Source organism: Jannaschia pohangensis, assembly GCF_900113875.1.
In the GTDB taxonomy this organism is placed as follows: Bacteria; Pseudomonadota; Alphaproteobacteria; order Rhodobacterales; family Rhodobacteraceae; genus Jannaschia; species Jannaschia pohangensis.
The window spans coordinates 223344-245409 of record NZ_FORA01000003.1 but is presented as its reverse complement, the minus strand read 5'-3'; the positions used below and the strand labels follow the sequence as shown (position 1 = coordinate 245409).

The 22066-nt window shown below is 67.8% G+C and carries 22 protein-coding genes; 11 read left to right on the top strand and 11 right to left on the bottom strand.

The window, feature by feature from the left end:
- Nucleotides 1-3: 3 nt before the first annotated feature.
- On the bottom strand, nucleotides 4-2268 hold the full coding sequence (locus tag BM002_RS12310; RefSeq protein ID WP_092781356.1) for an adenosylcobalamin-dependent ribonucleoside-diphosphate reductase: 2265 nt from the start codon (nucleotides 2266-2268) through the stop codon (nucleotides 4-6).
- A 78-nt stretch (nucleotides 2269-2346) separates the two neighbouring features.
- Between BM002_RS12310 and BM002_RS12305 the strand changes: the two genes are divergently transcribed.
- Complete coding sequence (locus BM002_RS12305) at nucleotides 2347-2772, top strand: DUF1489 family protein (protein WP_092781353.1); 426 nt, start codon at nucleotides 2347-2349, stop codon at nucleotides 2770-2772.
- A gap of 10 nt (nucleotides 2773-2782) precedes the next feature.
- On the opposite strand, the gene BM002_RS12300 is transcribed toward BM002_RS12305, so the two are convergent.
- The gene (locus tag BM002_RS12300) at nucleotides 2783-2971 is read right to left on the bottom strand and encodes a hypothetical protein (RefSeq protein ID WP_092781350.1); all 189 of its coding nucleotides are present in this window, start codon (nucleotides 2969-2971) and stop codon (nucleotides 2783-2785) included.
- 168 nt (nucleotides 2972-3139) lie between these two features.
- On the opposite strand from BM002_RS12300, the gene BM002_RS12295 reads away from it, so the two are divergent.
- Complete coding sequence (locus tag BM002_RS12295; RefSeq protein WP_092781347.1) at nucleotides 3140-5638, top strand: GcvT family protein; 2499 nt, start codon at nucleotides 3140-3142, stop codon at nucleotides 5636-5638.
- The gene (locus BM002_RS12290; protein WP_139212361.1) at nucleotides 5601-6170 is read left to right on the top strand and encodes a hypothetical protein; all 570 of its coding nucleotides are present in this window, start codon (nucleotides 5601-5603) and stop codon (nucleotides 6168-6170) included. Before BM002_RS12295 ends, BM002_RS12290 begins: the two co-directional genes overlap by 38 nt.
- Here BM002_RS12290 and BM002_RS12285 read toward each other — a convergent pair.
- Nucleotides 6165-7118 (bottom strand): DUF2125 domain-containing protein, encoded by a 954-nt coding sequence (locus BM002_RS12285; protein WP_092781341.1) that lies wholly within the window; start codon nucleotides 7116-7118, stop codon nucleotides 6165-6167. The genes BM002_RS12290 and BM002_RS12285 overlap by 6 nt on opposite strands.
- Nucleotides 7119-7185: 67 nt before the next feature.
- Here BM002_RS12285 and BM002_RS12280 point away from each other — a divergent pair, with 67 nt between their 5' ends.
- From BM002_RS12280 to BM002_RS12270, 3 genes are all read left to right on the top strand, one after another.
- Nucleotides 7186-7734: a gamma-glutamylcyclotransferase gene (locus BM002_RS12280; protein WP_092781337.1), complete on the top strand. Its 549-nt coding sequence runs from the start codon at nucleotides 7186-7188 to the stop codon at nucleotides 7732-7734.
- 85 nt (nucleotides 7735-7819) lie between these two features.
- On the top strand, nucleotides 7820-9034 hold the full coding sequence (locus tag BM002_RS12275) for a biopolymer transporter ExbB (protein ID WP_092781334.1): 1215 nt from the start codon (nucleotides 7820-7822) through the stop codon (nucleotides 9032-9034).
- 1 nt (nucleotide 9035) lies between these two features.
- Nucleotides 9036-10940: a peptidoglycan -binding protein gene (locus BM002_RS12270; RefSeq protein ID WP_092781331.1), complete on the top strand. Its 1905-nt coding sequence runs from the start codon at nucleotides 9036-9038 to the stop codon at nucleotides 10938-10940.
- Here BM002_RS12270 and BM002_RS12265 read toward each other — a convergent pair.
- From BM002_RS12265 to BM002_RS12245, 5 genes are all read right to left on the bottom strand, one after another.
- Entirely contained in the window at nucleotides 10937-11794 is an 858-nt protein-coding gene (locus tag BM002_RS12265; protein WP_092781328.1) for an extensin-like domain-containing protein, read from the bottom strand. The two genes, BM002_RS12270 and BM002_RS12265, sit on opposite strands and share 4 nt — an antisense overlap.
- Nucleotides 11791-12711 carry a prephenate/arogenate dehydrogenase family protein gene (locus tag BM002_RS12260; RefSeq protein WP_092781325.1) on the bottom strand — a complete coding sequence of 307 codons (921 nt, stop codon included), beginning with the start codon at nucleotides 12709-12711 and terminating at the stop codon, nucleotides 11791-11793. The genes BM002_RS12265 and BM002_RS12260 overlap by 4 nt, the downstream gene beginning before the upstream one ends.
- On the bottom strand, nucleotides 12696-13778 hold the full coding sequence (hisC, locus tag BM002_RS12255; protein WP_092781322.1) for a histidinol-phosphate transaminase: 1083 nt from the start codon (nucleotides 13776-13778) through the stop codon (nucleotides 12696-12698). Before hisC ends, BM002_RS12260 begins: the two co-directional genes overlap by 16 nt.
- Before the next feature lie 68 nt (nucleotides 13779-13846).
- The gene (locus BM002_RS12250; RefSeq protein ID WP_092782178.1) at nucleotides 13847-16036 is read right to left on the bottom strand and encodes a primosomal protein N'; all 2190 of its coding nucleotides are present in this window, start codon (nucleotides 16034-16036) and stop codon (nucleotides 13847-13849) included.
- A 44-nt stretch (nucleotides 16037-16080) separates the two neighbouring features.
- Nucleotides 16081-16710, bottom strand: a complete 630-nt coding sequence (locus BM002_RS12245; RefSeq protein WP_092781319.1) for a LysE family translocator — start codon at nucleotides 16708-16710, stop codon at nucleotides 16081-16083.
- A 66-nt stretch (nucleotides 16711-16776) separates the two neighbouring features.
- Between BM002_RS12245 and fsa the strand changes: the two genes are divergently transcribed.
- The 4 genes from fsa to BM002_RS12225 all read left to right on the top strand — a co-directional run bounded on the left by fsa (nucleotide 16777) and on the right by BM002_RS12225 (nucleotide 19416).
- Nucleotides 16777-17430 (top strand): fructose-6-phosphate aldolase, encoded by a 654-nt coding sequence (gene fsa, locus BM002_RS12240; protein WP_092782175.1) that lies wholly within the window; start codon nucleotides 16777-16779, stop codon nucleotides 17428-17430.
- The gene (locus BM002_RS12235) at nucleotides 17427-17726 is read left to right on the top strand and encodes a hypothetical protein (protein ID WP_092781316.1); all 300 of its coding nucleotides are present in this window, start codon (nucleotides 17427-17429) and stop codon (nucleotides 17724-17726) included. The genes fsa and BM002_RS12235 overlap by 4 nt, the downstream gene beginning before the upstream one ends.
- 62 nt (nucleotides 17727-17788) lie before the next feature.
- Nucleotides 17789-18493, top strand: coding sequence for a DUF484 family protein (locus BM002_RS12230; protein ID WP_092781314.1), 705 nt, complete (start codon nucleotides 17789-17791; stop codon nucleotides 18491-18493).
- Nucleotides 18490-19416: a tyrosine recombinase XerC gene (locus tag BM002_RS12225; protein WP_092781311.1), complete on the top strand. Its 927-nt coding sequence runs from the start codon at nucleotides 18490-18492 to the stop codon at nucleotides 19414-19416. Before BM002_RS12230 ends, BM002_RS12225 begins: the two co-directional genes overlap by 4 nt.
- 37 nt (nucleotides 19417-19453) lie before the next feature.
- On the opposite strand, the gene BM002_RS12220 is transcribed toward BM002_RS12225, so the two are convergent.
- Together BM002_RS12220 and BM002_RS12215 are read right to left on the bottom strand one after the other, a co-directional pair.
- Nucleotides 19454-19798 (bottom strand): RidA family protein, encoded by a 345-nt coding sequence (locus BM002_RS12220; RefSeq protein ID WP_092781308.1) that lies wholly within the window; start codon nucleotides 19796-19798, stop codon nucleotides 19454-19456.
- A 3-nt stretch (nucleotides 19799-19801) separates the two neighbouring features.
- Nucleotides 19802-20539 carry an SDR family NAD(P)-dependent oxidoreductase gene (locus BM002_RS12215; RefSeq protein ID WP_175484887.1) on the bottom strand — a complete coding sequence of 246 codons (738 nt, stop codon included), beginning with the start codon at nucleotides 20537-20539 and terminating at the stop codon, nucleotides 19802-19804.
- Between the two features lie 69 nt (nucleotides 20540-20608).
- Here BM002_RS12215 and BM002_RS12210 point away from each other — a divergent pair, with 69 nt between their 5' ends.
- Nucleotides 20609-20986, top strand: a complete 378-nt coding sequence (locus BM002_RS12210; protein WP_092781302.1) for a rhodanese-like domain-containing protein — start codon at nucleotides 20609-20611, stop codon at nucleotides 20984-20986.
- Between the two features lie 6 nt (nucleotides 20987-20992).
- On the opposite strand, the gene BM002_RS12205 is transcribed toward BM002_RS12210, so the two are convergent.
- Nucleotides 20993-21925 (bottom strand): M23 family metallopeptidase, encoded by a 933-nt coding sequence (locus BM002_RS12205; RefSeq protein ID WP_092781299.1) that lies wholly within the window; start codon nucleotides 21923-21925, stop codon nucleotides 20993-20995.
- Nucleotides 21926-22066 lie beyond the last annotated feature (141 nt).

The following is a 22066-nucleotide window of genomic DNA, read 5'->3' as shown; positions in this document are numbered from 1 at the left end:
CCCTCAGCCGCATTTCGAGAAGCCGCAGTTGGCGCAGGTGGCACAGCCCTCGGCCATGTGGACGTCGAAGCTGCCGCAACTGGGACAGGTCGGGCCCGGCAGGGTGACGGCGGCGACATCGGTCTGGTCGCGCGGATCGACCGGGTCGGTCTTGAGCCCCAGACCTTCGCCCGCAAGAAAGCCGGTGGCGACCATGTGCCGCTCGATCACGCCGCCGATGGCCGCAAGGATGGACGGCACGTATTTGCCCTGCACCCAGGCTCCGCCGCGCGGATCGAAGACGGCCTTCAACTCCTCGACCACGAAGGACACGTCGCCGCCGCGCCGGAACACCGCCGAAATCATCCGCGTCAGGGCGACGGTCCAGGCGAAATGCTCCATGTTCTTCGAGTTCACGAAGATCTCGAAGGGGCGGCGCTGGCCGTCCACTTCCAGATCGTTGATCGTGATGTAGAGGGCGTGTTCGGACTGCGGCCATTTGATCTTGTAGGTCTCGCCGGTCAGCGTCGCGGGCCGGTCGAGGGGCGCGAAGAGCTGCACGACCTTGGCCTCGGTTTCGGCGGGTCTGGGGCGGTCTTCGGTGCTCAGCACGCTGCCGGTGATCGCATTGGGGCGATAGGTCGTGCAGCCCTTGCAGCCCTGCGCCCAGGCCGACAGATAGACGTCCTTGAAGGCATCGAAGTCGATGTCTTCGGGCACGTTGATCGTCTTGGAGATGGAGCTGTCGATCCACTCCTGCGCCGCCGCCTGCATCCGAACGTGATCTTCGGGGGCGAGGTCGGCGACCGACACGAAGGCGTCAGGCAGGGGGGCATCGCCGTGCAGACGCCGCCATTCGGAGACGGCGAAATCGCGGACCACCTCCTCGGTGCGGCTGCCGTCGGGTTGCAGGACCTTGCGAGTGTATTCCTGCGCGAAGATCGGCTCGATCCCCGAACTGACGTTGCCCGCCAGAAGGCTGATGGTGCCGGTCGGCGCGATGGAGGTCAGGAGCGCGTTGCGCAACCCGTGTTCCGCGATGGCCGCGCGGGTCACATCGGACAGGCGCTGGACCATCGGCGCGGCGAGGATCGCCTCGCGATCAAAGAGCGGGAACGCCCCCTTTTCGGCGGCCAGCCGGGCCGAGGTGCCATAGGCGGCGTTGGCCATCACTTCCAGCCATTCGCCCGTCTGCGCCGCCGCCTCGGGCGCGCCATAGCGCAGCCCGGTCATGGCCAGCGCATCGGCCAGACCCGTGACACCCAGACCGATGCGGCGTTTCGCGCGGGCCTCCTCGGCCTGCGCCTCGAGCGGGAAGCGGCTGGCGTCGACGACGTTATCCATCATCCGGATGGCGGTCGCCGTCAGATCGGCCAGGGCATCGGTGTCGAGCGTGGCGTCGTCGGTGAACGGATCGGCGACCAGCTGCGCCAGGTTGACCGACCCCAGAAGACATGCGCCATAGGGCGGCAGGGGTTGTTCGCCGCAGGGGTTCGTGGCGGCGATGGTCTCGGCATAGGCCAGGTTGTTGGTCGCGTTGATGCGGTCGATGAAGATCACGCCCGGTTCGGCATAGTCGTAGGTCGCCCGCATGATCGCATCCCAGAGGTCGCGCGCCCGGATCGTCCGCCGCGTCTGGCCGCCGAACACGAGGTGCCAATCGGCATTCGCCGCCACGGCCTCCATGAAGGGGTCGGTGATCAGGACGGACAGGTTGAACATACGCAGCCTGGCCGGGTCGCGCTTGGCGGCGATGAACTCCTCGATATCGGGGTGGTCGCAGCGCAGGGTTGCCATCATCGCGCCGCGCCGCGACCCGGCGGACATGATCGTGCGGCACATCGCGTCCCACACATCCATGAACGACAAGGGCCCCGAGGCATCGGCGGCCACGCCGCTGACCCCCGCGCCCCTGGGCCGGATGGTCGAGAAGTCATAGCCGATCCCGCCGCCCTGCTGAAGGGTCAGGGCCGCTTCCCGCAGGGCAGCGAAGATGCCCGACATGCTGTCTTCGATGGTGCCCATGACGAAGCAGTTGAAGAGCGTGACGCTGCGCCCCGTGCCCGCCCCTGCGACGATACGCCCGGCGGGCAGGAAACGGAAATCCTGGAGGGCGGCGCGGAATCGCGGCTCCCATTCGGCGGGGTTCGCTTCGGGGGCGGCGAGGGCCTTGGCGATGCGGTCCCAGGTCGCCTCGATCGTGGCGTCGATGACGGCCCCGTCCTGCGCCTTCAGGCGGTATTTCATGTCCCAGATCTGTTCGGCAATGGGTGCGGCGAAGTCAGACATCTGTGGAGAACCCCCAAGGGTTGGTTGCGCGACGGGTCAGAGGCTCTAGATATACCCTCAACGCCGGAGAGTCATCACATGCCCCTGAACCTCATCAAATTGAGCGTCGGATCCGAATCTGTCGACACCCTGGCCAATTGGCAGAGGACGGTTCGGGCCCGATATCAGGACGGTTTGCCACGCCACGTCACACGGATGTGGCCCAAACGGGCCGAAGAGGTGTTGGCGGGAGGGTCGATCTTTTGGGTGATCAAGGGCGCGGTCCAATGCCGCCAGAAAGTGCTCCGCTTCGACGAGGCACTGGGCGACGATGGCATCCTGCGCTGTGCCTTCGTGCTGGACCCGGAGCTGGTGCCGGTCGTCCCGTCTCTCAAGCGACCGTTCCAGGGGTGGCGCTATCTGCGGCCCGAGGACGCGCCCATCGACATGGATCCGGAGCGCGCCACCGAAGGCGCGTTGCCGCCAGAGCTTTCGGTCGCCCTGGCGGAAATCGGCGTGCTCTAGACGCGGGCCCTCAGGACTCGCGCTTGGAGTAGGCAAAGAGAGCCAGGGCTGCGCCCAGGATGCCCAGGGCGACCGCGCCGAAGAGCATGGCCTGGAACATGGTCGCGCTTTCAGCGGGGATGCCGCCACGGGCCATGATGGTGCGAAGTGCGAACAGGGCGGTGCCCAGGACGATGAGGAGAATGCCGTTTCTAAACATGGGATGGTTCCTTTTTTCCATTGCCAGCGACGGTGAGGGCCCTGTTTGCAACCGGTCAAGGGGGAATCCGGCGCATAGGTCGCTTTCGCTTCGCGCCGTGTCGCGCGCGTTTCGCCATTGGCAGGATTGCGGCGGCACAAAGGCGGAAATCGGACCGGAGAGCGCCCCATGAAGACCCATGTCAAAGCCCTTGTCGTCGGCGGCGGCGCCGTCGGGACGGGGATCGCCTATCATCTGGCGAAAGCGGGCTGGTCCGATGTTGTCCTGCTGGAGCGGGATGAGCTGACCTCCGGCTCGACCTGGCACGCGGCGGGTCTGCTGCCGTTGTTCAACATGGGGTATGCGACAAGTCACATTCACGACTATTCGGTCAAGTTCTACAAGACGCTGGAGGAGGAGACGGGTCTCAACCCCGGCTTTTCGGTCGTGGGCAACCTGCGGATGGCGCAGACGCAGGACCGGATGGACGAATACGAGCTCTATGCCTCGACCGCCGAAACCGTCGGCATTCCCCATGAGTGGATGACCCCCGCCCAGATCAAGGATCGTTGGCCGCTGGTGCGGACCGAAGACCTGAAGGGCGCGCTGTTTCACCCGACGGACGGCTATATCAACCCCGCCGACGTCACGATGGCCATGGCCAAGGGCGCGCGGCAGCGCGGCGTGACGATCGAACGGCGCTGGCAGGTCGATGGCTATGCCTGGACGGGCGACCACTGGGACGTCACCGTGACCAAGATGGCCGAAAAGGGCGGCAATCTGGTCGCGACTGACGAACAGATGGTGATCCACGCCGAACACGTGGTCACCGCGACGGGCAACCATGCGCAGCGGACGGCGCGGCTTCTGGGCATCCGGACCCCGGCTGTGGTGGTGGAACATCAGTACATCGTGACCGAGCCCGATCCGGCGCTGGTCGAATACCGCAAGACCAATCCGCAGCATCCCGTCCTGCGCGACGCCGACGCCAAGTGGTATGTGCGCGAGGAGCGGGGCGGCTGGATCCTCGGCCCCTATGAGAAGAACGCGCCCGCCCGGTTCGAATACGGCGTGCCGGACAGTTTCCGCGCCGACCTCTTCCCGCTCGACCTGGAGCGGATCGAGGCGGAATACATGTCCTTCATCCACCGCATTCCGTCATCCGAGACCACGGGCCTCAAGGACGATTACAACGGGCCGATCTGCTATACGCCCGACGGCAATCCTCTGGTCGGGCCGGTGCCGGGCCTGCGCAACATGTGGCTGGCCGAGGGGTTCAGCTTCGGCATCACGGCGGCTGGTGGCACTGGGTATTACCTCGCCCAGATGATGGTGGAGGGCGAGGCCGAGATCGACATGGCCTCGCTCGACCCGCGCCGGTTCGGGCGCTGGATGACCACCGAATATGCCGCCCGCAAGAACGAGGAGGCCTATGACCACGTCTTCATCCTGCACCACCCCGATGAAGAACGTCCCGCCTGCCGCCCCCTGAAGACCGCGCCCTGCTATGACCGCATGAAGGCACGGGGCGCGCAGTTCGGGCAGGTGAACGGATGGGAACGGCCCAACTATTTCGGCCCCCTCGATGCCCCCGACAGTTTCGACCACGATGCGCGGTCGTTCCGGCGCGGCGGCTGGTGGCAGCATGCCGTGGACGAGACCAAGGCCATCCGCGAGACGGCGGGCATGATCGACGCCACGGCCTTCACCAAGCACATGCTGCGCGGTCCGGGGGCGGCGGCCTTCCTCGACTGGTTCACGACCAACAAGCTGCCCAAGGTGGGCCGCATCAACCTGACCTATGCGCTGACCGATGCGGGGACGACGCGGACGGAATACACGATTGTGCGGCTGGCCGAGGATACGTTCTACCTCGTGTCGGCCGGTGCCTGGCAGAGCTATGACAGCGATTACCTGGCGCAGGCGATCAATGACAATGTGGACCGCTTCGGGCCGATGTGGCTGGATGATTGCACGGGGCAGCACGGCGTGTTCGCGCTGGCCGGCCCCAATTCCCGCGCGATCCTGAACGAGATCGTGCGCGATGCCGACCCGGCGACGGTCCTGTCCAACAAGCGGTTCCCTTGGTTGTCCGCGCGGCGGCTGGAGTTGCTGATGTGTCCGGTCAACGCGATCCGCGTGGCCTATACCGGCGAACTCGGGTGGGAACTGCATCACCCGATGGAGATGCAGAACTACCTGTTCGACCGGCTGATGGAAGCGGGCGAGGGGCATGGCCTGAAACTGGTCGGGGCGCGGGCGCAGAACTGGCTCCGGCAGGAGAAATCCTATCGCGCCTTCGGCACGGAACTGGGCCGCGACGCCACTCCGCTCGAAGCCGGGCTGGACCGTTTCGTTGACCTGTCCAAGGACTTCCGCGGCAAGGCGGCGATGGAGAAGATCGGCATCCGTTCGAAATGCGTGACGCTCCTGATCGACGGGCCGTCGGATGCCGACCCCTGGGGGCGCGAGGCACTCTATGACGGGGACACGAAGATCGGGCGGCTGACCTCGGGCGGCTATTCCGTCGCATTTGGGAAAAGCATCGGCATGGGCTATGTCCGCCCTGACCTCGCGGTGCCGGGCACCAGGGTGAAGGTCAGGATGCAGCGCAAGCTGTGGGATGCCGAAGTGACCGAGGACAGCCCCTATGACCCCACCAACGCGCGGATTCGTCAGGACGGCTAGGGCTGCGGTCTTCCTCGGGCTGGCCTTTGCGGCGGGCCTCGTGGTCCGGGGGGCTTTCGTGCCCGCCGTGCCTCAGACCCTGCATATCAGCGGGGATGGCGCGGATCAGTTGGCCGAGGGGCTGTTCGTCTGGCGCGGGCCGGACCGCGCAGCCGACCCGGCCTTTGCCGACATGCAGGTCATCGCGCTGCGCCGCTGGCAGAACCTCGACGGGCTGACCGATCTGCGCCGCCTGTGCGGTGTGGCCTGCAACGGGGAGGCACCCGTGGTCCTGCTGCGTCGGCCGTCGCTCAACGGGATGACCAAGGTGTTGTTCATCGACATGGGCGCGCATGGGGCGGGGTCGATGCTGGACCGGGGCGAACCGATCCCGGAGTATCTGCTGTCGTGCATCGTGCAGGAAATCTGGCTGCAATGGCGCGACGAGGGCTGGAAGATCACGAAATGCGACGTGCAGGAGAGCGTTGACGTCTGGCGCCCGCGCCTGTGGACACCGCAGCCGCCCTGGCCCGGGATCCTGCGCGGACTATAGCTGCGGCGCGGGGCCAAGGGGGATCGCGCCAAGCCGCATCTGTCCATTCTCGAACAGCAGCTCCGCGCTGACCTTGCCGTCGCCAGCGGCCATTCCCGCCAGACCCGCCCGGATCAGCGGGGCCCGGTCGGCAGGCACCAGCCCAAGGCGCATCGCGAAGTCGAAGGCCGTCTCCCACCCCGTCAGGTCCAGTGTCAGCCTACCTTCGGGGCGGCGGTCCGGACCGACCTGCATCGCGCCGTTCAGGTCGATGCGCATGTCGCCCCAGACGAGCGTCGCCTGCCGCAGGTCGAGGGCGCCAAGTTGCGAATCCGGGGGCAGGGTCGCGGTCGCATCCACTTCGATCAGCTCGAAGGTGTCCGGCAGCTGGCGGTCGGGGTCCAGGAGGCCATGCAGAAAGGGCTGCATCCGCAGCGTCGTCAGGGTCGCGGCCAGATCGTAGGTGTCGGCCCGCCCCTCGGTCTGGCGAAGGGCGATCTGCCCGGCGGCCACTGTGACGCCGAACTCCGGGTCATCCACGTTCAGGGATTGGGCAACCAGCGTCGCGCGCTGCAACTCCGGCTCGGACGAGACGGAGATCATGGCCGAGGCGCGCAGATCCTCTGACGTCGCCTCGACCATGCGGCCCGCCAGATCGAAGGTCATCTGCGGCGGGGCGACGGCGATGATCTGGTTCGGGCGATAGGACAAGGCAAAGACCTGAACGAAGGGCGCGGTCCAGCCGAAGGCCCCGTCCGGGGTCACCAGACGGGGTGCGGTGACGGTGGTGTCGAACCGGTTCGGAAAGCCCCCGACCGACAGGTCGTCATAGGTCAGCGTCCAGCCCTGGGCGCGCAAGTCCGCGATGGCGGCATCCGCGCCCCGGGTCACGGCGGTGCGCCCGGCGAACCAGTACCCGCTCCACAAGGCTGCCAGAACAGCCACAAGGATCGTCAGCCAACGCGCCATCGTCACCCCTTTCGATTTCGGTCGCCCCCGTCTATCCGGGGCGGCAGACGGGGGAAAGGAGGCAGCGATGCCGGATCAGGACGACTTGTGGGTCTTTGCCTATGGCTCCCTTCTGTGGAACCCGGGGATCGACGTGGCCGAGACGCGCCGCGCGACCCTGACCGGTTTTCGCCGCCGGTTCTGCATGTGGTCGATCCACCATCGCGGCTCCGAGAGCGATCCGGGGCTTGTCCTGGCGCTTGAGCCGCATCCGGGCGCAACCTGCACCGGGGTCGCCATGCGCGCCGCCGACCCGGTCGCGGCCCTGGCCGAACTGCGCGCGCGGGAGCTGATCTCTTCGGCCTACGAAGAGCAATCGGTGACGGTGGCCTGCGACGCGGGCAAGCCGATCGAGGTGCTGGCCTATGTCATCAACACCAACCACGTGCAGTATGTGCCCGACCTGTCGCTGGACGCGCAGGCGGCGATCATCGCGCGGGCCCATGGCGGGCGGGGGCCGAACCACGAATATCTGACGAATACCGTGGCGGGCCTGCGCCAGATCGACATCGAAGACCCCGACATGTCCTATTTGGTCGCCCGCGTGCAACAGATCATGGCGGAGGGCACATCGTGATGCGGCACCGCTTGTTTCGGGGGGCGGGCCACGTCTAGAGTCCGCCGCAGGCAGAACAAAAAGACCCGAAAGGGGTCAAGGGCAGATGGCACGCGCACCGCTACAGACGGAAACGCAGTTTTCGCAACCAATCCGTCAGATCGTCTACATGATGGCGGTTCTCGTGGCTGTGGGCGGGGCGACCTTCCTGGCCTATCCGACCGTGGCCCCGATCTTTTCGGCCAATCCGTGGCTGAACGGTACGATCATCCTGGTCTTCGTTCTGGGCGTGATGGCCTGTTTCGCGCAGGTCTTTCAGCTTTTCTCCTCGGTCAGCTGGATCGAAGGCTTCGCCGAAAGCCGCGACGGCCATGACCTGACGCGCCCGCCCGGCCTCTTGGCGCCGCTGGCCTCCATGCTGCGGCAGCGGTCGGCCAAGAGCCAGATTTCATCGACCTCCTCCCGCTCGATCCTCGATTCCGTGGGCGCGCGGATGGAGGAGGCGCGGGACATCACGCGCTATATCGTCAACACGTTGATTTTCCTGGGCCTTCTGGGGACGTTCTGGGGCCTTGCGACGACGGTTCCGGCGGTGGTCGATACCATCCGCAACCTGAACCCCGAAAACGGCGAGGGCGGCGTGGCCGTCTTCTCGCGCCTGATCGGCGGTCTGGAAGAGCAATTGGCCGGCATGGGCACGGCCTTCGCCTCCTCGCTTCTGGGTCTGGCCGGGTCGCTTGTCGTGGGCCTTCTGGAGCTGTTCGCGGGCCATGGCCAGAACCGCTTCTACCGCGAGATGGAGGATTGGCTGTCCTCGATCACCCGCGTGGGTCTGGTGGGCGACGGTGGCGAAGAGACCATCGACCAGTATTCGCTGGCCGCGGTCCTCGACCACATGAACTACCAGATGGAGAGCCTGCAGGAGATGTTCCAGAAGGCGGAATCCGGGCGTCTGGCCGCCGACACCAAGATGGGTGCCCTTGGCGACGCCGTGGCCGCGATGGCCATGAACATGGAATCCGGCGGCGCGACGACGCAGGCCCTCGACCGGATCGCCACGGGGCAGGAACAGATCATCGAAGTGCTCAGCGGGACGATGGGGTCGGGCGGCATGGGCGGCGACGGTCTGGATGCCGAAAGCCGTATGCGCCTGCGGTCCATCGACGTGCAGCTTCTGAAGGTGTTCGAAGAGATGCAGCAGGGACGCCAAAGCTCCATCGACGATCTGCGCGGCGACATCGGCGCGCTGACCCGCACCCTGCGCCACCTGACGCGTCAGGTTCAGGCCTCGCAGGGACAGACCGACGAAGGGGACGGCTGAGATGGCCTTCGTCCGCCGCAGCGGGCAGCGGTTCACCGCGAACGTCTGGCCCGGTTTCGTCGATGCGATGACGGCGCTTTTACTGGTGCTGATGTTCGTGCTGTCGATCTTCATGATCGTGCAATTCGTCCTCTCTGAGACGATTTCGGACCAGGGGCTGGAACTGGACGCCCTGGGTCAGGAAGTCGCGTCGCTGGCCGATGCGCTCGGCCTCGAGACGGCGCGGGCGTCGGCTCTGGAAAGCGAGGTCGCGACGCTCGGGTCGGAGCGGGACGCCCAGGCCGTGCTGATCGCCACGCTGAACGCGCAGCGCGACGAGTTGACCAGCCGTGTCGCCAGTTTCGAGGAACAGGTCGCCAGCCTGATCGCCACCCGCGACCGGCTGAGCGCCTCGCTCGAGACGACCGAGGGGGAGCGCAGCGCGCTGGCCGCGCAGCTTGAAACCACGGCGGGCGAACTGACCCGCGTCATCGACGAGCGCGAGGCGCTGCAACTGGCGCTCGCCACCGCGCGCGACGAGGTCGATGCCCAGGCCGAGGCCGCGCGTCTTGCGGCAGCACAGCGCGATGCGGTCGAGGCCCTGATGGCCGACTTGCGCGCCGAGGCCCGCACCCGCGAGGCGACGCTGGCCCAGACCCTTGCCGCGCTCGAAGGGCAACAGGCGCAGGCGGCCACGCTGGAGGATCAGGTGGCGGACCTCCAGAACAACCTTGATGCCGCCGAGGCCGCGCGTCTTGCCGAACTCGCCGCCGCCGAGGCATTGCGCACCCGTCTGGCCGAGGCGGAGACAACCTTGAGCGAAGAGGAGTCGCGCCGTCTGGCCGATGCCGCCGCCGCCGAGGCCCTGCGCGAACGGCTGGCCAATTCGGACGCCGAACTGACCGCGATGACCCTGGCCCTGGAAGAGCAGCGCCGCGAGGCCGAAGAGACGCTCACCCTTCTGGCCGCGACCGAGGCGAGCCGCGATGACCTGAACGCCCGACTGGCGGCGGCGCTGACCAATCTGAACGCCGAAGGCAGCCCGGAGCAGCAGTTGTCGGAGGCGCTAGCCGCCCTCGAAGACCGCGCCCGGACCGAGACCGAGTTGCGCGACCAGCTTGCCGCCGCCCTGGCCGCCAAGGTCGCCGCCGAGAACATCGGCTCCACCGCGCTGACCGAGGCGCAGCAGCGCAGCATCCTGCTCGATCAGGCCCGGGTCGAACTGGCGCAGGTCGAGGAGAGCCGCCTTGTCGCGCAGCGCGAGGCCGCCGTGCTCAACCAGCAGGTCGCCGAATTGCGCAGCCAGCTGTCGGGGTTGCAGAACCTTCTGGACGCCGCCGCCGATCGCGACTCCGAGGCGCGGGTGCAACTCGATTCCCTTGGCAACCGCCTGAACGCCGCCTTGGCGCAGGTCGCTTCCGAACAGCGGGCCCGCGCCGATCTGGAAGAGGCCGAGCGTCGTCGGCTGGAGCGTTTCCAATCGGCGTTCTTCGGTGAGTTGCGGGATGTCCTGGGCGATCGGGAGGGGGTCGAGATCGTGGGCGACCGCTTCGTCTTCTCGTCCGAGGTTCTGTTCGCGGCGGGCGACGTCACGCTGCAACCTGAAGGGCGCAGACAGATCGCGCAGGTGGCCCGTCTGATCCTGGAAGTGGCTGACGAGATCCCGTCAGACCTCGACTGGATCCTTCGGGTCGACGGACATACCGACGATCTGCCGCTGAGCGGGCAGGGCCGCTATCGCAGCAACTGGGAGCTGAGCCAGGCGCGCGCGCTGTCGGTCGTGCTCTACATGATCGAGGAGCTTGGCGTGCCGCCGCGCCGTCTGGCCGCGACGGGCTTTGGCGAATTCCGCCCCGTCGATCCGGCCTCGACGCCCGAGGCGCGGCAACGCAACCGCCGGATCGAACTCAAGCTGACCGAGCGCTAGCGACAGTAGCTGCCCGAGCGATAGCGGGCCGTGTCGAAGTGGAAATGGTCGCGGTGATAGCGGTCGCTTTCGGGCCCCAGAACTGTGCCGAACGGGCCGCAGGCCGCTTGCCAGAGGGCGCGCAGGATCTGACCGTTGCGGCCTTGTCCCCAGTCGGTCAGCACGGTGATCCGGCTGCCGTTGGCCAGCTGGATCGCGCTGATGTCGATGGCGCGGCCCTTTGCGTGCTCGCTGAGCTTGGCGCCCGACTGGTTGTTGCGCCCCCGGCAGGCATAGCCCGCCGCGACCCGCAGCGCGACCGCGCCGCCGCCGGTGTTGCCGACCGTGGGCAGAAGGCCGGTGCGGACCCAGTCATCGAGCGCCTGCGCGGTGCCGCAATCCATCCGCGCGGGCTGGATCAGGTCCACGCCCGAGACGCGGGTGATGCGAACGGGGTCCGGGATGCCGCAGGCCCCGGCTCCGGTGACGGTCGGGATCGAAGCGCCCTGAATCGACGACCGCCCGCACAGACCGCCGCCACCGCCCCGGTCGGGGCGCGGACGCCCGGCGGCCACGGTGATCAGGTCGGCGGGGCGCGACAGGGGTCGGTCCGACAGGCGCACGAAACCCAGGGCGTCGATCACGGGCTCGGGCGCGCGAAGCGCTGCGGCGACGCGCAGGGCTTGCCGGTCTGCCTCGGTGCGGCGCACGACCGGGCGCACCGAGGCGTCGGGCGTGGTGCTGTCGGGCAGTTCCGTGGTGCCGCGCGACGACATGATGACGATATCAGGTGTCGGACGCGGCATGGGCCGGATGTCGGCGGCGACCGGACCGGCAAGGCAGGCGGCCAGCAAAAGAGCGAGCGCGCGCATCATCGCGGCTTCCCCCGACCGAAATCCGGGGCGGCGGTGTCCTGCCCCGCCTCGATGATGCCGCGCCGGATCGCGCGGGTGCGGGTGAAGTAATCGTGCAGCATCTCGCCGTCTCCCGTGCGGATAGCGCGTTGCAACGCGAACAATTCTTCGGTGAAGCGCCCCAGGATTTCCAGCGTCGCCTCGCGGTTGTTCAGGAACACATCCCGCCACATCACCGGGTCAGAGGCCGCGATGCGGGTGAAATCGCGGAAACCGGCAGCGGAATACTTGATGACCTCGCTGTCGGTCACCCGCCGCAGGTCGTCGGCCACGCCGACCATCGTATAGGCGATGAGGTGGGGCGCATGGCTTGTCACGGCCAGAACGCGGTCATGGTGATCGGGGTCCATCGCCTCGACGTTCGAGCCGAGCGCCTGCCACAGGCGGGTCACCCGGTCGATGGCATCGGCATCGGTCGTCACCGGGGTCAGAAGGCACCAACGATTCTCGAAGAGTTCCGGAAAGCCCGCGTGCGGGCCGGAGTGTTCGGTCCCGGCAAGGGGGTGTGCGGGCACGAAATGGGTGCCCTCGGGCAGATGCGGCTGGACGGCCTCGATCACGGCGCGCTTGACCGAGCCGACATCGCTGACCACGGCACCGGGTTTCAGGTGCGGGGCGATTTCGCGGGCGACGGCCTCCATGGCGCCGATGGGCACGCAGAGCACGACCAGATCGGCGTCCCTGACGGCCTCGGCGGCGGTGGCGGTGATCCGATGGCAGAGGCCAAGCGCCTCGGCTGCCTCGCGGGTGGGGGCCGAGCGGGAAGTTCCCACGACCTCGCGGGCCAGACCGTCCTGCTGAATGCGCAGGCCCATGGAGCCTGCGATGAGGCCCAGGCCGATCAGGGCGATGCGCTCGAAGATCACCGGTCCCGCCATGCGGCCAACCCCTCCAGCAGGCGGTCCACCCCGGTTGCGGTGCCGACGGTCATGCGCAGGCAATCGGGCAAGCCATAGCCGACGGGGTGCCGCACGATGATGCCGCGCGATTTCAGGAAGGCGTCGCAGTCCGCAGCCTCGGTCGCGTCGGCAAAGCGGGCCAGCACGAAATTCGCCTCGGACGGGTCGGCGGCAAGGCCCAGATCCGCCAGACCGGCCAGCAGGCGGGCGCGCTGCGCGGTGTTGTCGGCGAGGCAGGCGGCGGCGAAATCACGGTCGCGCATCGCGGCTTCGGCGGCTGCCAGCGCCACATTCGACAGGTTGAACGGCCCGCGCAGGCGGTTCAGCACGTCGATCACCGATTGCGCACCGTATCCCCAACCGACACGCATCCCGCCCAGACCGTACATCTTGGAGAAGGTGCGCGTGACGAAGACATTCTCGCGCGCCTGGGCTAAACCCAGTCCGCCGTCGAAATCGGCCACGTATTCGGCATAGGCCCCGTCCAGCACCAGAAGACAGCCGTCGGGCAACCCGTCGGCCAGCCGCACGACATCCTGCCCGCCGATCATCGTGCCGGTCGGGTTGGCGGGGTTGGCCAGGAACACCAGCCGCGTCCGGTCGGTTGCGGCCCGCAGCAGGGCGTCGACATCAACGGTGCGGTCCCGTTCGGGCGCGACGACGGGGGTGGCGCCGGCACCGCGCGCGCTGATGGCATACATCAGGAAACCGTATTCAGGGTGCAGCACCTCGTCCCCAGGCCCGGCATAGGCCTGACACAGAAGGTGGATGATCTCGTCCGATCCCACGCCGCAGATGATCCGCTCGGGGTCCAGGCCGTGGACCTCGCCGATGGCGGCGCGCAGGCCCGCGTGGTCGGTGTTCGGATAGAGATGCATGGCCCCGGCGGCCTCCCGCGCGGCCTCCTGCGCCGATTGCGGCGCGCCGTGGGGGTTCTCGTTCGAGCTGAGCTTGAGGATGTCATCCACGCCCGCGACCCTGGACGCCCCGCCCTGATAGAGCGCGATCTCCATGATCCCCGGCTGGGGTTTCGGCGCGGCCTGCATGTCTGTCTTTCCCTTCGGGTTCGCGCCGTTCTAGCGGGCACGGCAGGGCACATCAATCGCGTGCGACGTCACAGGAAGCTCTGGGGGTCGATGTCGATGCTCAGCCGCGTGCTGCGCGGCAGGTCGATGCCCGCGACCCAGGCGGCCAATGCGGGCTGAATCGGGGCTTGGCGCGGGGCCTTGACCAGAAGGCGCACGCGGTGACGCCCCCGGATGCGCGCAATGGGGGCGGGGGCGGGGCCATAGACCTCGGCCCCGATTTCATCCAGTCCGGCGGTATTGCGGGCCAGAGCATTGCCCACGTCGAAGGCGACGCCAGCATCCGGGTCGGAAATAACGATTCCCGCCATGCGGCCATAGGGCGGCACCCCGGCGGCGCGACGCTGCGCCGCCTCTTCGCGCAGGAACGCCTCCTCGTCCCCAGTCAGGATCGCGCGGATCACGGGATGGTCGGGTTGATAGGTCTGGAGCAGGGCCTGACCGGGTTTGTCGGCGCGTCCGGCCCGGCCCGAGACCTGTCGCATCAGCTGAAACGTGCGTTCGGCGGCGCGCAGGTCCGAGCCCTGCAATCCCAGATCCGCGTCGATCACGCCCACGAGGGTGAGCTTGGGGAAGTTGTGGCCCTTGGCGACCAATTGGGTGCCGACGATGATGTCCGCCCCGCCCGAGGCGATCTCCTCGACCTTGGCCTTGAGCGCGCGGGCCGACCCGAACAGGTCCGACGACAGGATCGCCACCCGCGCCTCGGGGAACAGGGCCGTGACCTCTTCGGCCATCCGCTCGACACCCGGGCCGACGGCGGCCAGCTTGCCCTCCACCCCGCAGGACGGGCAGACCTCGGGCATCGGCGCGGTTTCGCCGCATTGGTGGCACATCAAACGTTTGAGGAAGCGGTGTTCGACCATCCGCGCGTCGCATTGGTGGCAGGCGACCTGCTGCCCGCAGGCCCGGCAGAGCGTCACCGGGGCATAGCCGCGCCGGTTGAGGAAGATCAGGCTCTGCTCGCCCGCGATGATCCGCGCCTCGACCGCGCGCTTCAGGGTCGGGGAAATCCAACGTCCGCCCGCCACCGCCTCGTCGCGCATGTCGATGGTCGCCAGTTTCGGCAGCACAGCCTCGCCGAAGCGGGAGGTCAGGTCGAGCCGCTTGTATTTGCCCAGTTCCGCGTTGGCCCAGCTTTCGAGGCTGGGCGTGGCGGTCGCCAGAACGACCTGCGCGCCTTCGCAGCTGGCCCGCAGAACCGCCATGTCGCGGGCGGAATAAAGGACGCCGTCCTCCTGCTTGTAGGAGGTGTCGTGTTCCTCGTCGACGACGATCAGGCCCAGGTCGCGGTAGGGCAGGAACAGGGCCGAGCGCGCGCCGACGATCAGGCGTGCCTGACCCTCGGCGGTCTTGGCCCAGGTCCGGCGGCGTTCGGCCTGGGTGACGCCCGAGTGCCATTCGGCGGGCCGCGCCCCGAACCGCGCCTGCACCCGGGTCAGGAATTCAGCCGTCAGCGCGATTTCCGGCAACAGGACCAAAGCCTGCCGCCCCCGCGCCATGCATTCGGCGACGGCCTCCAGATAGACCTCGGTCTTGCCCGACCCGGTGACGCCGCGCAGGAGCGTTGTGCCATAGTCGCCGGTCGCGATTTCGGCCCGCAGTGCATCGGCGGCCTCGGCCTGGTCGGGGGCAAGGGGCTTGCCCGCGCGGGCGGGATCGAGCGGCGGGAAGTCGGCGTCGCGCGGCATCGCCTGTTCCAGCACCGCGCCCGAGGCGCAGAGCCCCTTGACCACGCTGGTCGACACCCCGGCCAGATCGGCCAGTTCCGACAATGCAAACAGGTCGGTTGGTCGGTCCCGCAGCGCGTCGATGACTTTCTGGCGCGCCGGGGTCGCACGGTCGGGTGTGCCGGTGCCCAGGCCGTAGACCCGCCGCTTGCCCGGCACCTCGCCCAGACCGGGCGCGCGCAGACCGAGGCGCAGCATCGCGGGCAGGGGCGTCAGCGTATAGGCTGCGGCGCGTTCGATGAAATCGCGGAACGGCGAACCCATGGCGGGCACCTCGAGGACGCGCAGGATGGGCCGCAGTTTCTCGACCGGCCAATCGCCCGCCGCCTCGCCCCAGACCACGCCCAGAACCTTGCGGGGCCCAAGCGGCACCTCGACGAAGGCGCCATCTTCGACCCCGCCGGTCGGCGCGCGATAGTCGAGCGCCCGATCAAGCGGCTGCGTCGTGAGCACCGCGACGGGGGCACCGGGGGGATGAAAGCGGGTCATGGGCCCCATATCGCCCCTGAACCGATTGGATGCCAGTGGGCGCGTCAGGCCGTCCGTCGGGTCAAGGCGGTCACGGCCCCCATGGCGATCAGCGCGGCCCCGCCCCCTTGGGTCATTCGGCGCAGCACGGCGGGCCGCTTCAACCCGACCCGCAACCGGTCGGCCAGAAGCGCATAGGCCAGCGCGTTCAGCGTCGCGAGGGTGACGAAGGTCGCGATCAGGATGGCGAATTGCGGCAGCAGGGCCGCCTCGGGGCGGATGAACTGCGGCACGAAGGCGATGAAGAAGACGATGCTCTTGGGATTGAGAGCGGTGACCACGGCGGCATGGCCAAAGACCGCGCGGGCCGTCACGTCGTCGGCCGTGCCGATGTCGCCAAGCCGGGCCGATCCGGCCGACCGCCAGAGCTTGATCCCCATCCAGATCAGATAGGCCGCGCCGACCCATTTGAGGATCGTGAACAGCGTGGCCGAGGCCAGCACCAGCGCCCCCAGACCCGCCAGCGACGCCGTCATCGCCACCGCGTCGCCCAGGGCCACCCCGCCCGCCGACGCCACCGCGACGCGCCGCCCCTGGGACAGCGCATAGCTCATCACCAGAAGGATCGTGGGCCCCGGAATCATCAGAAGGGCGGTCGAGGCGGCAACGAAGGTCAGCCAGAGCGTGAAATCCATGGGGATGGTCCTGCGATGATGTTGGCGTTACACAGCGACCAAATCACACCCACGCCCGAGGTCACCATGAAATTCTTCGTAGACACCGCCGAAATCGACGCCATCCGGGAGCTCAACGATCTGGGCATGGTCGACGGGGTCACCACGAACCCCTCGCTGATCCTGAAATCCGGGCGCGATATCCAGGAAGTCACCCGCGAGATCTGCGATATGGTCGAAGGCCCGGTCAGCGCCGAAGTGGTGGCGACCGACTTCGACCAGATGCTGAAAGAGGGCAAGCACCTCGCGACGCTGGCGCCGAACGTTTGCGTCAAGGTCCCGCTGACATGGGAAGGCCTGAAGGTCTGCAAGATCCTGACGGGCGAGGGCACCAAGGTGAACGTCACCCTCTGTTTCAGCGCCAATCAGGCCCTGCTGGCCGCCAAGGCGGGCGCGACCTTCATCAGCCCCTTCATCGGGCGTCTGGACGACATCAACATCGACGGCATGGACCTGATCCAGGACATCCGCACGATCTATGACAACTACGGGTTCGAGACCGAGATCCTCGCCGCGTCGATCCGGTCGGCCAACCACATGAAGGACGCCGCCCTGATCGGGGCCGACGTGGCCACCGCGCCTCCGGCCGTCATCAAGGCGATGATCAACCATCCCCTCACGGCCAGCGGTCTTGCGCAATTCGTCAAGGATGCCGAAAGCGCCGGCATCAAGATCGTTTGAACGCTGACGCATTTGCCGACCGTCTTCGGGCGGTCGGCTATGTCGATGACGGCTCGGCCTGGGTCCTGAGACGCGGGACCCGTCGCATCGTGTTCGATACAAGTTCCTGGATGGAGCTGGAGATCGTCGGGGTTGGGCGGATCTTCGATGTCCCGGTCCCCGAACCGTCCATTGGCGCGGATTGGACCCTGAACCTGATCGAACATCTGTTCGCCACGTCCGAACGCCTTGCCCTTCAGGGCGCGGACCCGTCGCCACAGTTTCCGAGAAATTCGAAAGACGGCGCCGTTTTTTGACCGCACCGTCGTTTGCCATGCTACCCCCTGAAAAAAATCGGCACAGACCGGAGCAGAGGCAGATGGCAGAAAATACCGCACGCGCGGCGCAGGATTGGCGTGACCGCGTCCTGAACGATCCCGACATGATCCTGGAAGACCGCGACCTGATGCGCGCGCTGATCGCCGCGAACGAGCGGCAGATGGGCAAGAACATCGTCGACCTGCGCGGCATCGCCATGGAGCGGCTGGAGGCCCGGCTGGACCGGCTGGAAGACACGCACCGCAATGTCATCGCCGCCGCCTATGAGAACCTTGCCGGGACGAACCAGATCCATCGCTGTGTTCTGCGCCTTCTGGAGGCGGACACTCTGCCCGCCCTGCTGGACCTTCTGGTCGGCGACCTGAGCGATATCGTCCGGGTCGATCGTGTCCGGCTGGTGCTGGAAAGCGCCGATCCGACCGATGCCCCGCATGTGGCGATCGTGCCGGTCGAGCCGGGGTTCGCCCGCAGCTATGTCACCCAGGGCCGCGAAGTTCCGATCCGGACGGTCACACTGCGCCAATGCGCCCCCGCGTCCGAGACGATCTTTGGCGAGGCGGCGACCTGGATCCGGTCCGAGGCGCTGTTGCAGCTCGACCTAGGCGACGGGACCCTGTCGGGCATGCTGGTCTTCGGGGCCGAAGACCCGCATCAGTTCCGCGCCAATCAGGGGACCGAGCTTCTGGAATTCTTCGCGCAGGTGTTCGAGATGGTGCTGCGTCGCCATCTGGCCCAGGCGGGATGACAACACAGATCAGCCCCGGCGCACGCGACGCGCTGGAGGCGTGGGTGGCGCATCTGCGCGCGCTCGACGGGGCGGCGGAGAACACGCTGACGGCCTATGCGGGCGACCTTTCGGCGTTTCTGGCGTTTCAGGCGTCGCACCGGGGCGGCCCCATGGGCCTTGCGCAGATCGCGACGCTGACAAGTTCCGACATGCGCGCCTGGATGGCGGGTGAGCGGCTGCGCGGGGCAGGGCCCCGGTCGGTCGCCCGGCGGCTGTCGGCGGTGAAGTCCTTCGTGCGCTGGTTGTGCGAGCGCGAAGGCTTCGACCCGACGGCGATCCTGTCGACGCGCGCGCCCAAGTTCCGCAAACCCCTGCCGCGTCCATTGGCCCAGTCGGCGGCCAAGGATCTGATCGCGACCGTCGGCCTGCAACACGAAACGCCCTGGATCGCCCTGCGCGATGTGGCCGTCGTCACGGTGCTTTATGGCTGCGGATTGCGGATATCCGAGGGACTGGGCCTGACCGGGGCGGATGCGCCGCTGGCCGACGTTCTGCGCATTCGCGGCAAGGGCGGCAAGGAACGTCTGGTGCCGGTGCTCCCCGCCGCGCGGGCCGCCGTCGACCGATATGTCGCGGCCTGTCCGTTCGACCTGGGGCGGTCGGAGCCGCTGTTTCGGGGCGCAAGGGGCGGTGCGCTGAACCCCCGGATCGTCGCGGGGGTCATGGCGCGCGCCCGGATGCAACTGGGCCTGCCGTCGTCGGCCACGCCCCATGCCCTGCGCCATTCCTTTGCGACACATCTCCTTGAGGCCGGGGGCGATCTGCGCTCCATTCAGGAGTTGCTCGGCCACGCCTCGCTGTCGACGACGCAGGCTTACACGGCGGTCGACACGGTGCATCTGATGGAAACCTATGCCAGGGCCCATCCGCACGGGCGCTGAGCCGATCGTTCGCAGGGCTCGCAGCCTGCCCTGACGTTCAGGTCCCCTTGGCGGCGATCACGATGATTTCCACGCGGAACTTCGGAGCGGCCAGCTTGGCCTCGCCGGTGGCGCGGGCGGGGGCCTGGCCCTTGGGCACCCAGGCATCCCAGACGGCGTTCATCTCGGCGAAGTCGGCCATGTCGGCCAGCCAGATGGTCGCCTGCAGTATGTGGTCCTTCGACGATCCGGCCTCTGCCAGAAGGGATGCCACCTGATCGAGACAGGATTGGGTCTGGGCCGCGACCGTGTCGCCTTCGCCCACTTGCCCCGCCAGATAGACCGTGTCGCCGTGGATGACGATCTGGCTCATCCGGTCGTTCGTGTGATGTCGTTCGATCATGTCCTACACCGTGTAGTTGAGGCCGAGGCGTCCGCCGTCGACATAGATGGTTTCGCCCGTGATATAGCTGGCTTTCGCGCTGGCAAGGAAGGCCACGACATCGCCGATTTCGCGCGCCGTCCCCGGGCGTTTCAGGGGTGTGCGCGACATTGCGCGGGCCATGGCGGCGGGGTCGGCGTTGACGGCGGCCATCATCTCCGTGTCGATGGAGCCGGGGCCTACCGCGTTCACCCGGATGCCATGGGGCGCAAGCGCCAGCGACGCGACCTTGGTCAACTGCATCACCCCGCCCTTGGACGCGCAATAGCCCGCGATGGCCGGGATCGCGACCTGGGCGTTGATCGACGACATGTTGACGATGGCCCCGGCGATCTTCTGGTCGACCATGGTGCGGGCGGCGCGCTGTGTCGCCAGGAAAACGCCTGTCAGGTTGATGTCGATGACCTTCTGGAAATCGGCTAGCGACATCTGGAGAAAGTCCGCCGCGATGGCGACACCGGCGTTGTTCACCAAGGTCTGGACCGGCCCGACCTCGGCCTCGATCTTGTCGAAGAGCTCTGCGATCTGCGCCGGGTCGCCCATATCACAGACGTAGCCCGTGCCGCCCAGGGTGGCGGCGGCGTCGTGCACGCTGTCCTTGATGTCGGCCAGCACGATCCGGCAGCCATCTTCGGCGAGGGCCTCTGCGCAGGCCAGCCCGATCCCCTGTGCGCCGCCAGTGATGAGTGCGATGCGGTCCATGATGGCCTCCGTCGATTATTTCCTGCCGCGAGGATTGAACCCCGGGGCCGGGCACGTCAACGTGGCGGCATGAAGAAAGTCGCAGACATGGTGACCGAGGCGCGCGCCCGGATCGAGGAATGGGACGTGGCCCGCCTGATGGCCACGCCCGACGCCGTGGTCGTGGACATCCGCGACGTGCGCGAACGGGCCAAGGGGTTCATCCCCGGGTCGGTCCACGCGCCGCGTGGGATGCTGGAATTCTGGTGGGACCCGGACAGCCCCTATCACCGGGAGGTGTTCGCCGGGCCCGGCCCCTACGTTCTGCATTGCGCCATGGGCTGGCGGTCGGCGCTGGCGGCGGCGACGCTGACCGACATGGGGTTCGAGGTTGCCCATCTGGACGGCGGGTTCGAGGCCTGGACCGCCGCCGACGGGGCCGTCGAGATGCCCAAACCGCGGGACTGATCCGGTCTATTCCAAAGTGACCTCGGTGGTAATCCGGTCCAGTTCCGCGCCGTCGCGGCTCAGGATCACCGTGCCGATATAGCGCCCGCCCCGCCAGCGTGCCGCATTGAGCCTGCGCCCCGCCGCGCGGAAGACCTCTGCCTGGGTCCGTTCCAGCGTCACGTCGTTGGCAAAGACCTCGCGCCCGTCGGGGCCGTCGATGGTCAGGGTCATGACATCGCCCGCCCGCGCCCCGAACATCGCGCCCCAGACGACCAGCGCGGGCGCATCGACGGCGAGGGTGGCTGCATCCGCCGTGCCCGCCTTGACCGCCTGGAAGTCCGGGATGTCGGAGGCAAAGCCCGCCGACAGGAGGCCGCCGGGTTCATAGTCCGGTTCGTCCGCCCAAAGGTCGGCCACGAAGGGGTCCACCACATCGCCATTCCGGCGGACGGCGATATGGACATGGGGGAATTGTGTCGCACCGGACAGGCCGATCTCGGCCAGTGGTTGCCCCTGCCGCACCCGGTCCCCCTGTGTCACGCGCAGCGACCCGCGTGCCAGGTGACACAGCTGCGTCTCCCAGCCATTGCCGTGGTCGAGGACGATGCCGTTGCCGCATTCGCGCCCCTCCACCTCTGCCAGGTCGGTGATGGCGCGGTCGTCCATCCCGTCGCGCAATGCCCGCACCATGCCGTCCGCCGGGGCAAGGACCGGGACACCAGCGGTCATCGCTTCGACGTCTGCCACCCGGAAATCGGTGCCCTTGTGGCCGTCATAGCTCAGCGGGCCACCGGTGTGGTCGCGCGCGCCGGGGCCGGGGTCGGCGTCGACATATTGCTGGATGAAGCAGGTCTCGCCCAGGGTGCAATCGAGCGGCAGGCGCAGCGACAGATCCTGGGCCGTGGCCCCGGTCGCGGCGACGATCACGGCGAGGATGGTCAGGGCGAACCTGTTCATGGCCGACACTCCGTCTGCGGGTTTCGCGAGGGTCGCCGCCTTTGCGATTGGCGGTCAAGGGGGCGCGGAACACCGGCGCACCATCGGCGGGTGCCGCGCATGAAAAAAGGCCCCCGCCGGGTCGGGCGGGGGCCTGAAATC

Bases quoted from the DNA above. Each gene is read 5' to 3' on its own strand.
- BM002_RS12275 (WP_092781334.1), top strand. From the start codon at position 7,820: ATGGCACGCGCACCGCTACAGACGGAAACGCAGTTTTCGCAACCAATC.
- BM002_RS12290 (WP_139212361.1), top strand. From the start codon at position 5,601: ATGACCCCACCAACGCGCGGATTCGTCAGGACGGCTAGGGCTGCGGTC.
- BM002_RS12270 (WP_092781331.1), top strand. From the start codon at position 9,036: ATGGCCTTCGTCCGCCGCAGCGGGCAGCGGTTCACCGCGAACGTCTGG.
- BM002_RS12220 (WP_092781308.1), bottom strand. From the start codon at position 19,798: ATGATCGAACGACATCACACGAACGACCGGATGAGCCAGATCGTCATC.
- BM002_RS12230 (WP_092781314.1), top strand. From the start codon at position 17,789: ATGGCAGAAAATACCGCACGCGCGGCGCAGGATTGGCGTGACCGCGTC.
- BM002_RS12260 (WP_092781325.1), bottom strand. From the start codon at position 12,711: ATGGCGGGACCGGTGATCTTCGAGCGCATCGCCCTGATCGGCCTGGGC.
- BM002_RS12280 (WP_092781337.1), top strand. From the start codon at position 7,186: ATGCCGGATCAGGACGACTTGTGGGTCTTTGCCTATGGCTCCCTTCTG.
- BM002_RS12285 (WP_092781341.1), bottom strand. From the start codon at position 7,118: ATGGCGCGTTGGCTGACGATCCTTGTGGCTGTTCTGGCAGCCTTGTGG.
- BM002_RS12215 (WP_175484887.1), bottom strand. From the start codon at position 20,539: ATGGACCGCATCGCACTCATCACTGGCGGCGCACAGGGGATCGGGCTG.
- BM002_RS12250 (WP_092782178.1), bottom strand. From the start codon at position 16,036: ATGACCCGCTTTCATCCCCCCGGTGCCCCCGTCGCGGTGCTCACGACG.
- BM002_RS12225 (WP_092781311.1), top strand. From the start codon at position 18,490: ATGACAACACAGATCAGCCCCGGCGCACGCGACGCGCTGGAGGCGTGG.
- BM002_RS12265 (WP_092781328.1), bottom strand. From the start codon at position 11,794: ATGATGCGCGCGCTCGCTCTTTTGCTGGCCGCCTGCCTTGCCGGTCCG.
- BM002_RS12205 (WP_092781299.1), bottom strand. From the start codon at position 21,925: ATGAACAGGTTCGCCCTGACCATCCTCGCCGTGATCGTCGCCGCGACC.
- BM002_RS12300 (WP_092781350.1), bottom strand. From the start codon at position 2,971: ATGTTTAGAAACGGCATTCTCCTCATCGTCCTGGGCACCGCCCTGTTC.
- BM002_RS12310 (WP_092781356.1), bottom strand. From the start codon at position 2,268: ATGTCTGACTTCGCCGCACCCATTGCCGAACAGATCTGGGACATGAAA.
- fsa (WP_092782175.1), top strand. From the start codon at position 16,777: ATGAAATTCTTCGTAGACACCGCCGAAATCGACGCCATCCGGGAGCTC.
- hisC (WP_092781322.1), bottom strand. From the start codon at position 13,778: ATGCAGGCCGCGCCGAAACCCCAGCCGGGGATCATGGAGATCGCGCTC.
- BM002_RS12210 (WP_092781302.1), top strand. From the start codon at position 20,609: ATGAAGAAAGTCGCAGACATGGTGACCGAGGCGCGCGCCCGGATCGAG.
- BM002_RS12245 (WP_092781319.1), bottom strand. From the start codon at position 16,710: ATGGATTTCACGCTCTGGCTGACCTTCGTTGCCGCCTCGACCGCCCTT.
- BM002_RS12295 (WP_092781347.1), top strand. From the start codon at position 3,140: ATGAAGACCCATGTCAAAGCCCTTGTCGTCGGCGGCGGCGCCGTCGGG.
- BM002_RS12305 (WP_092781353.1), top strand. From the start codon at position 2,347: ATGCCCCTGAACCTCATCAAATTGAGCGTCGGATCCGAATCTGTCGAC.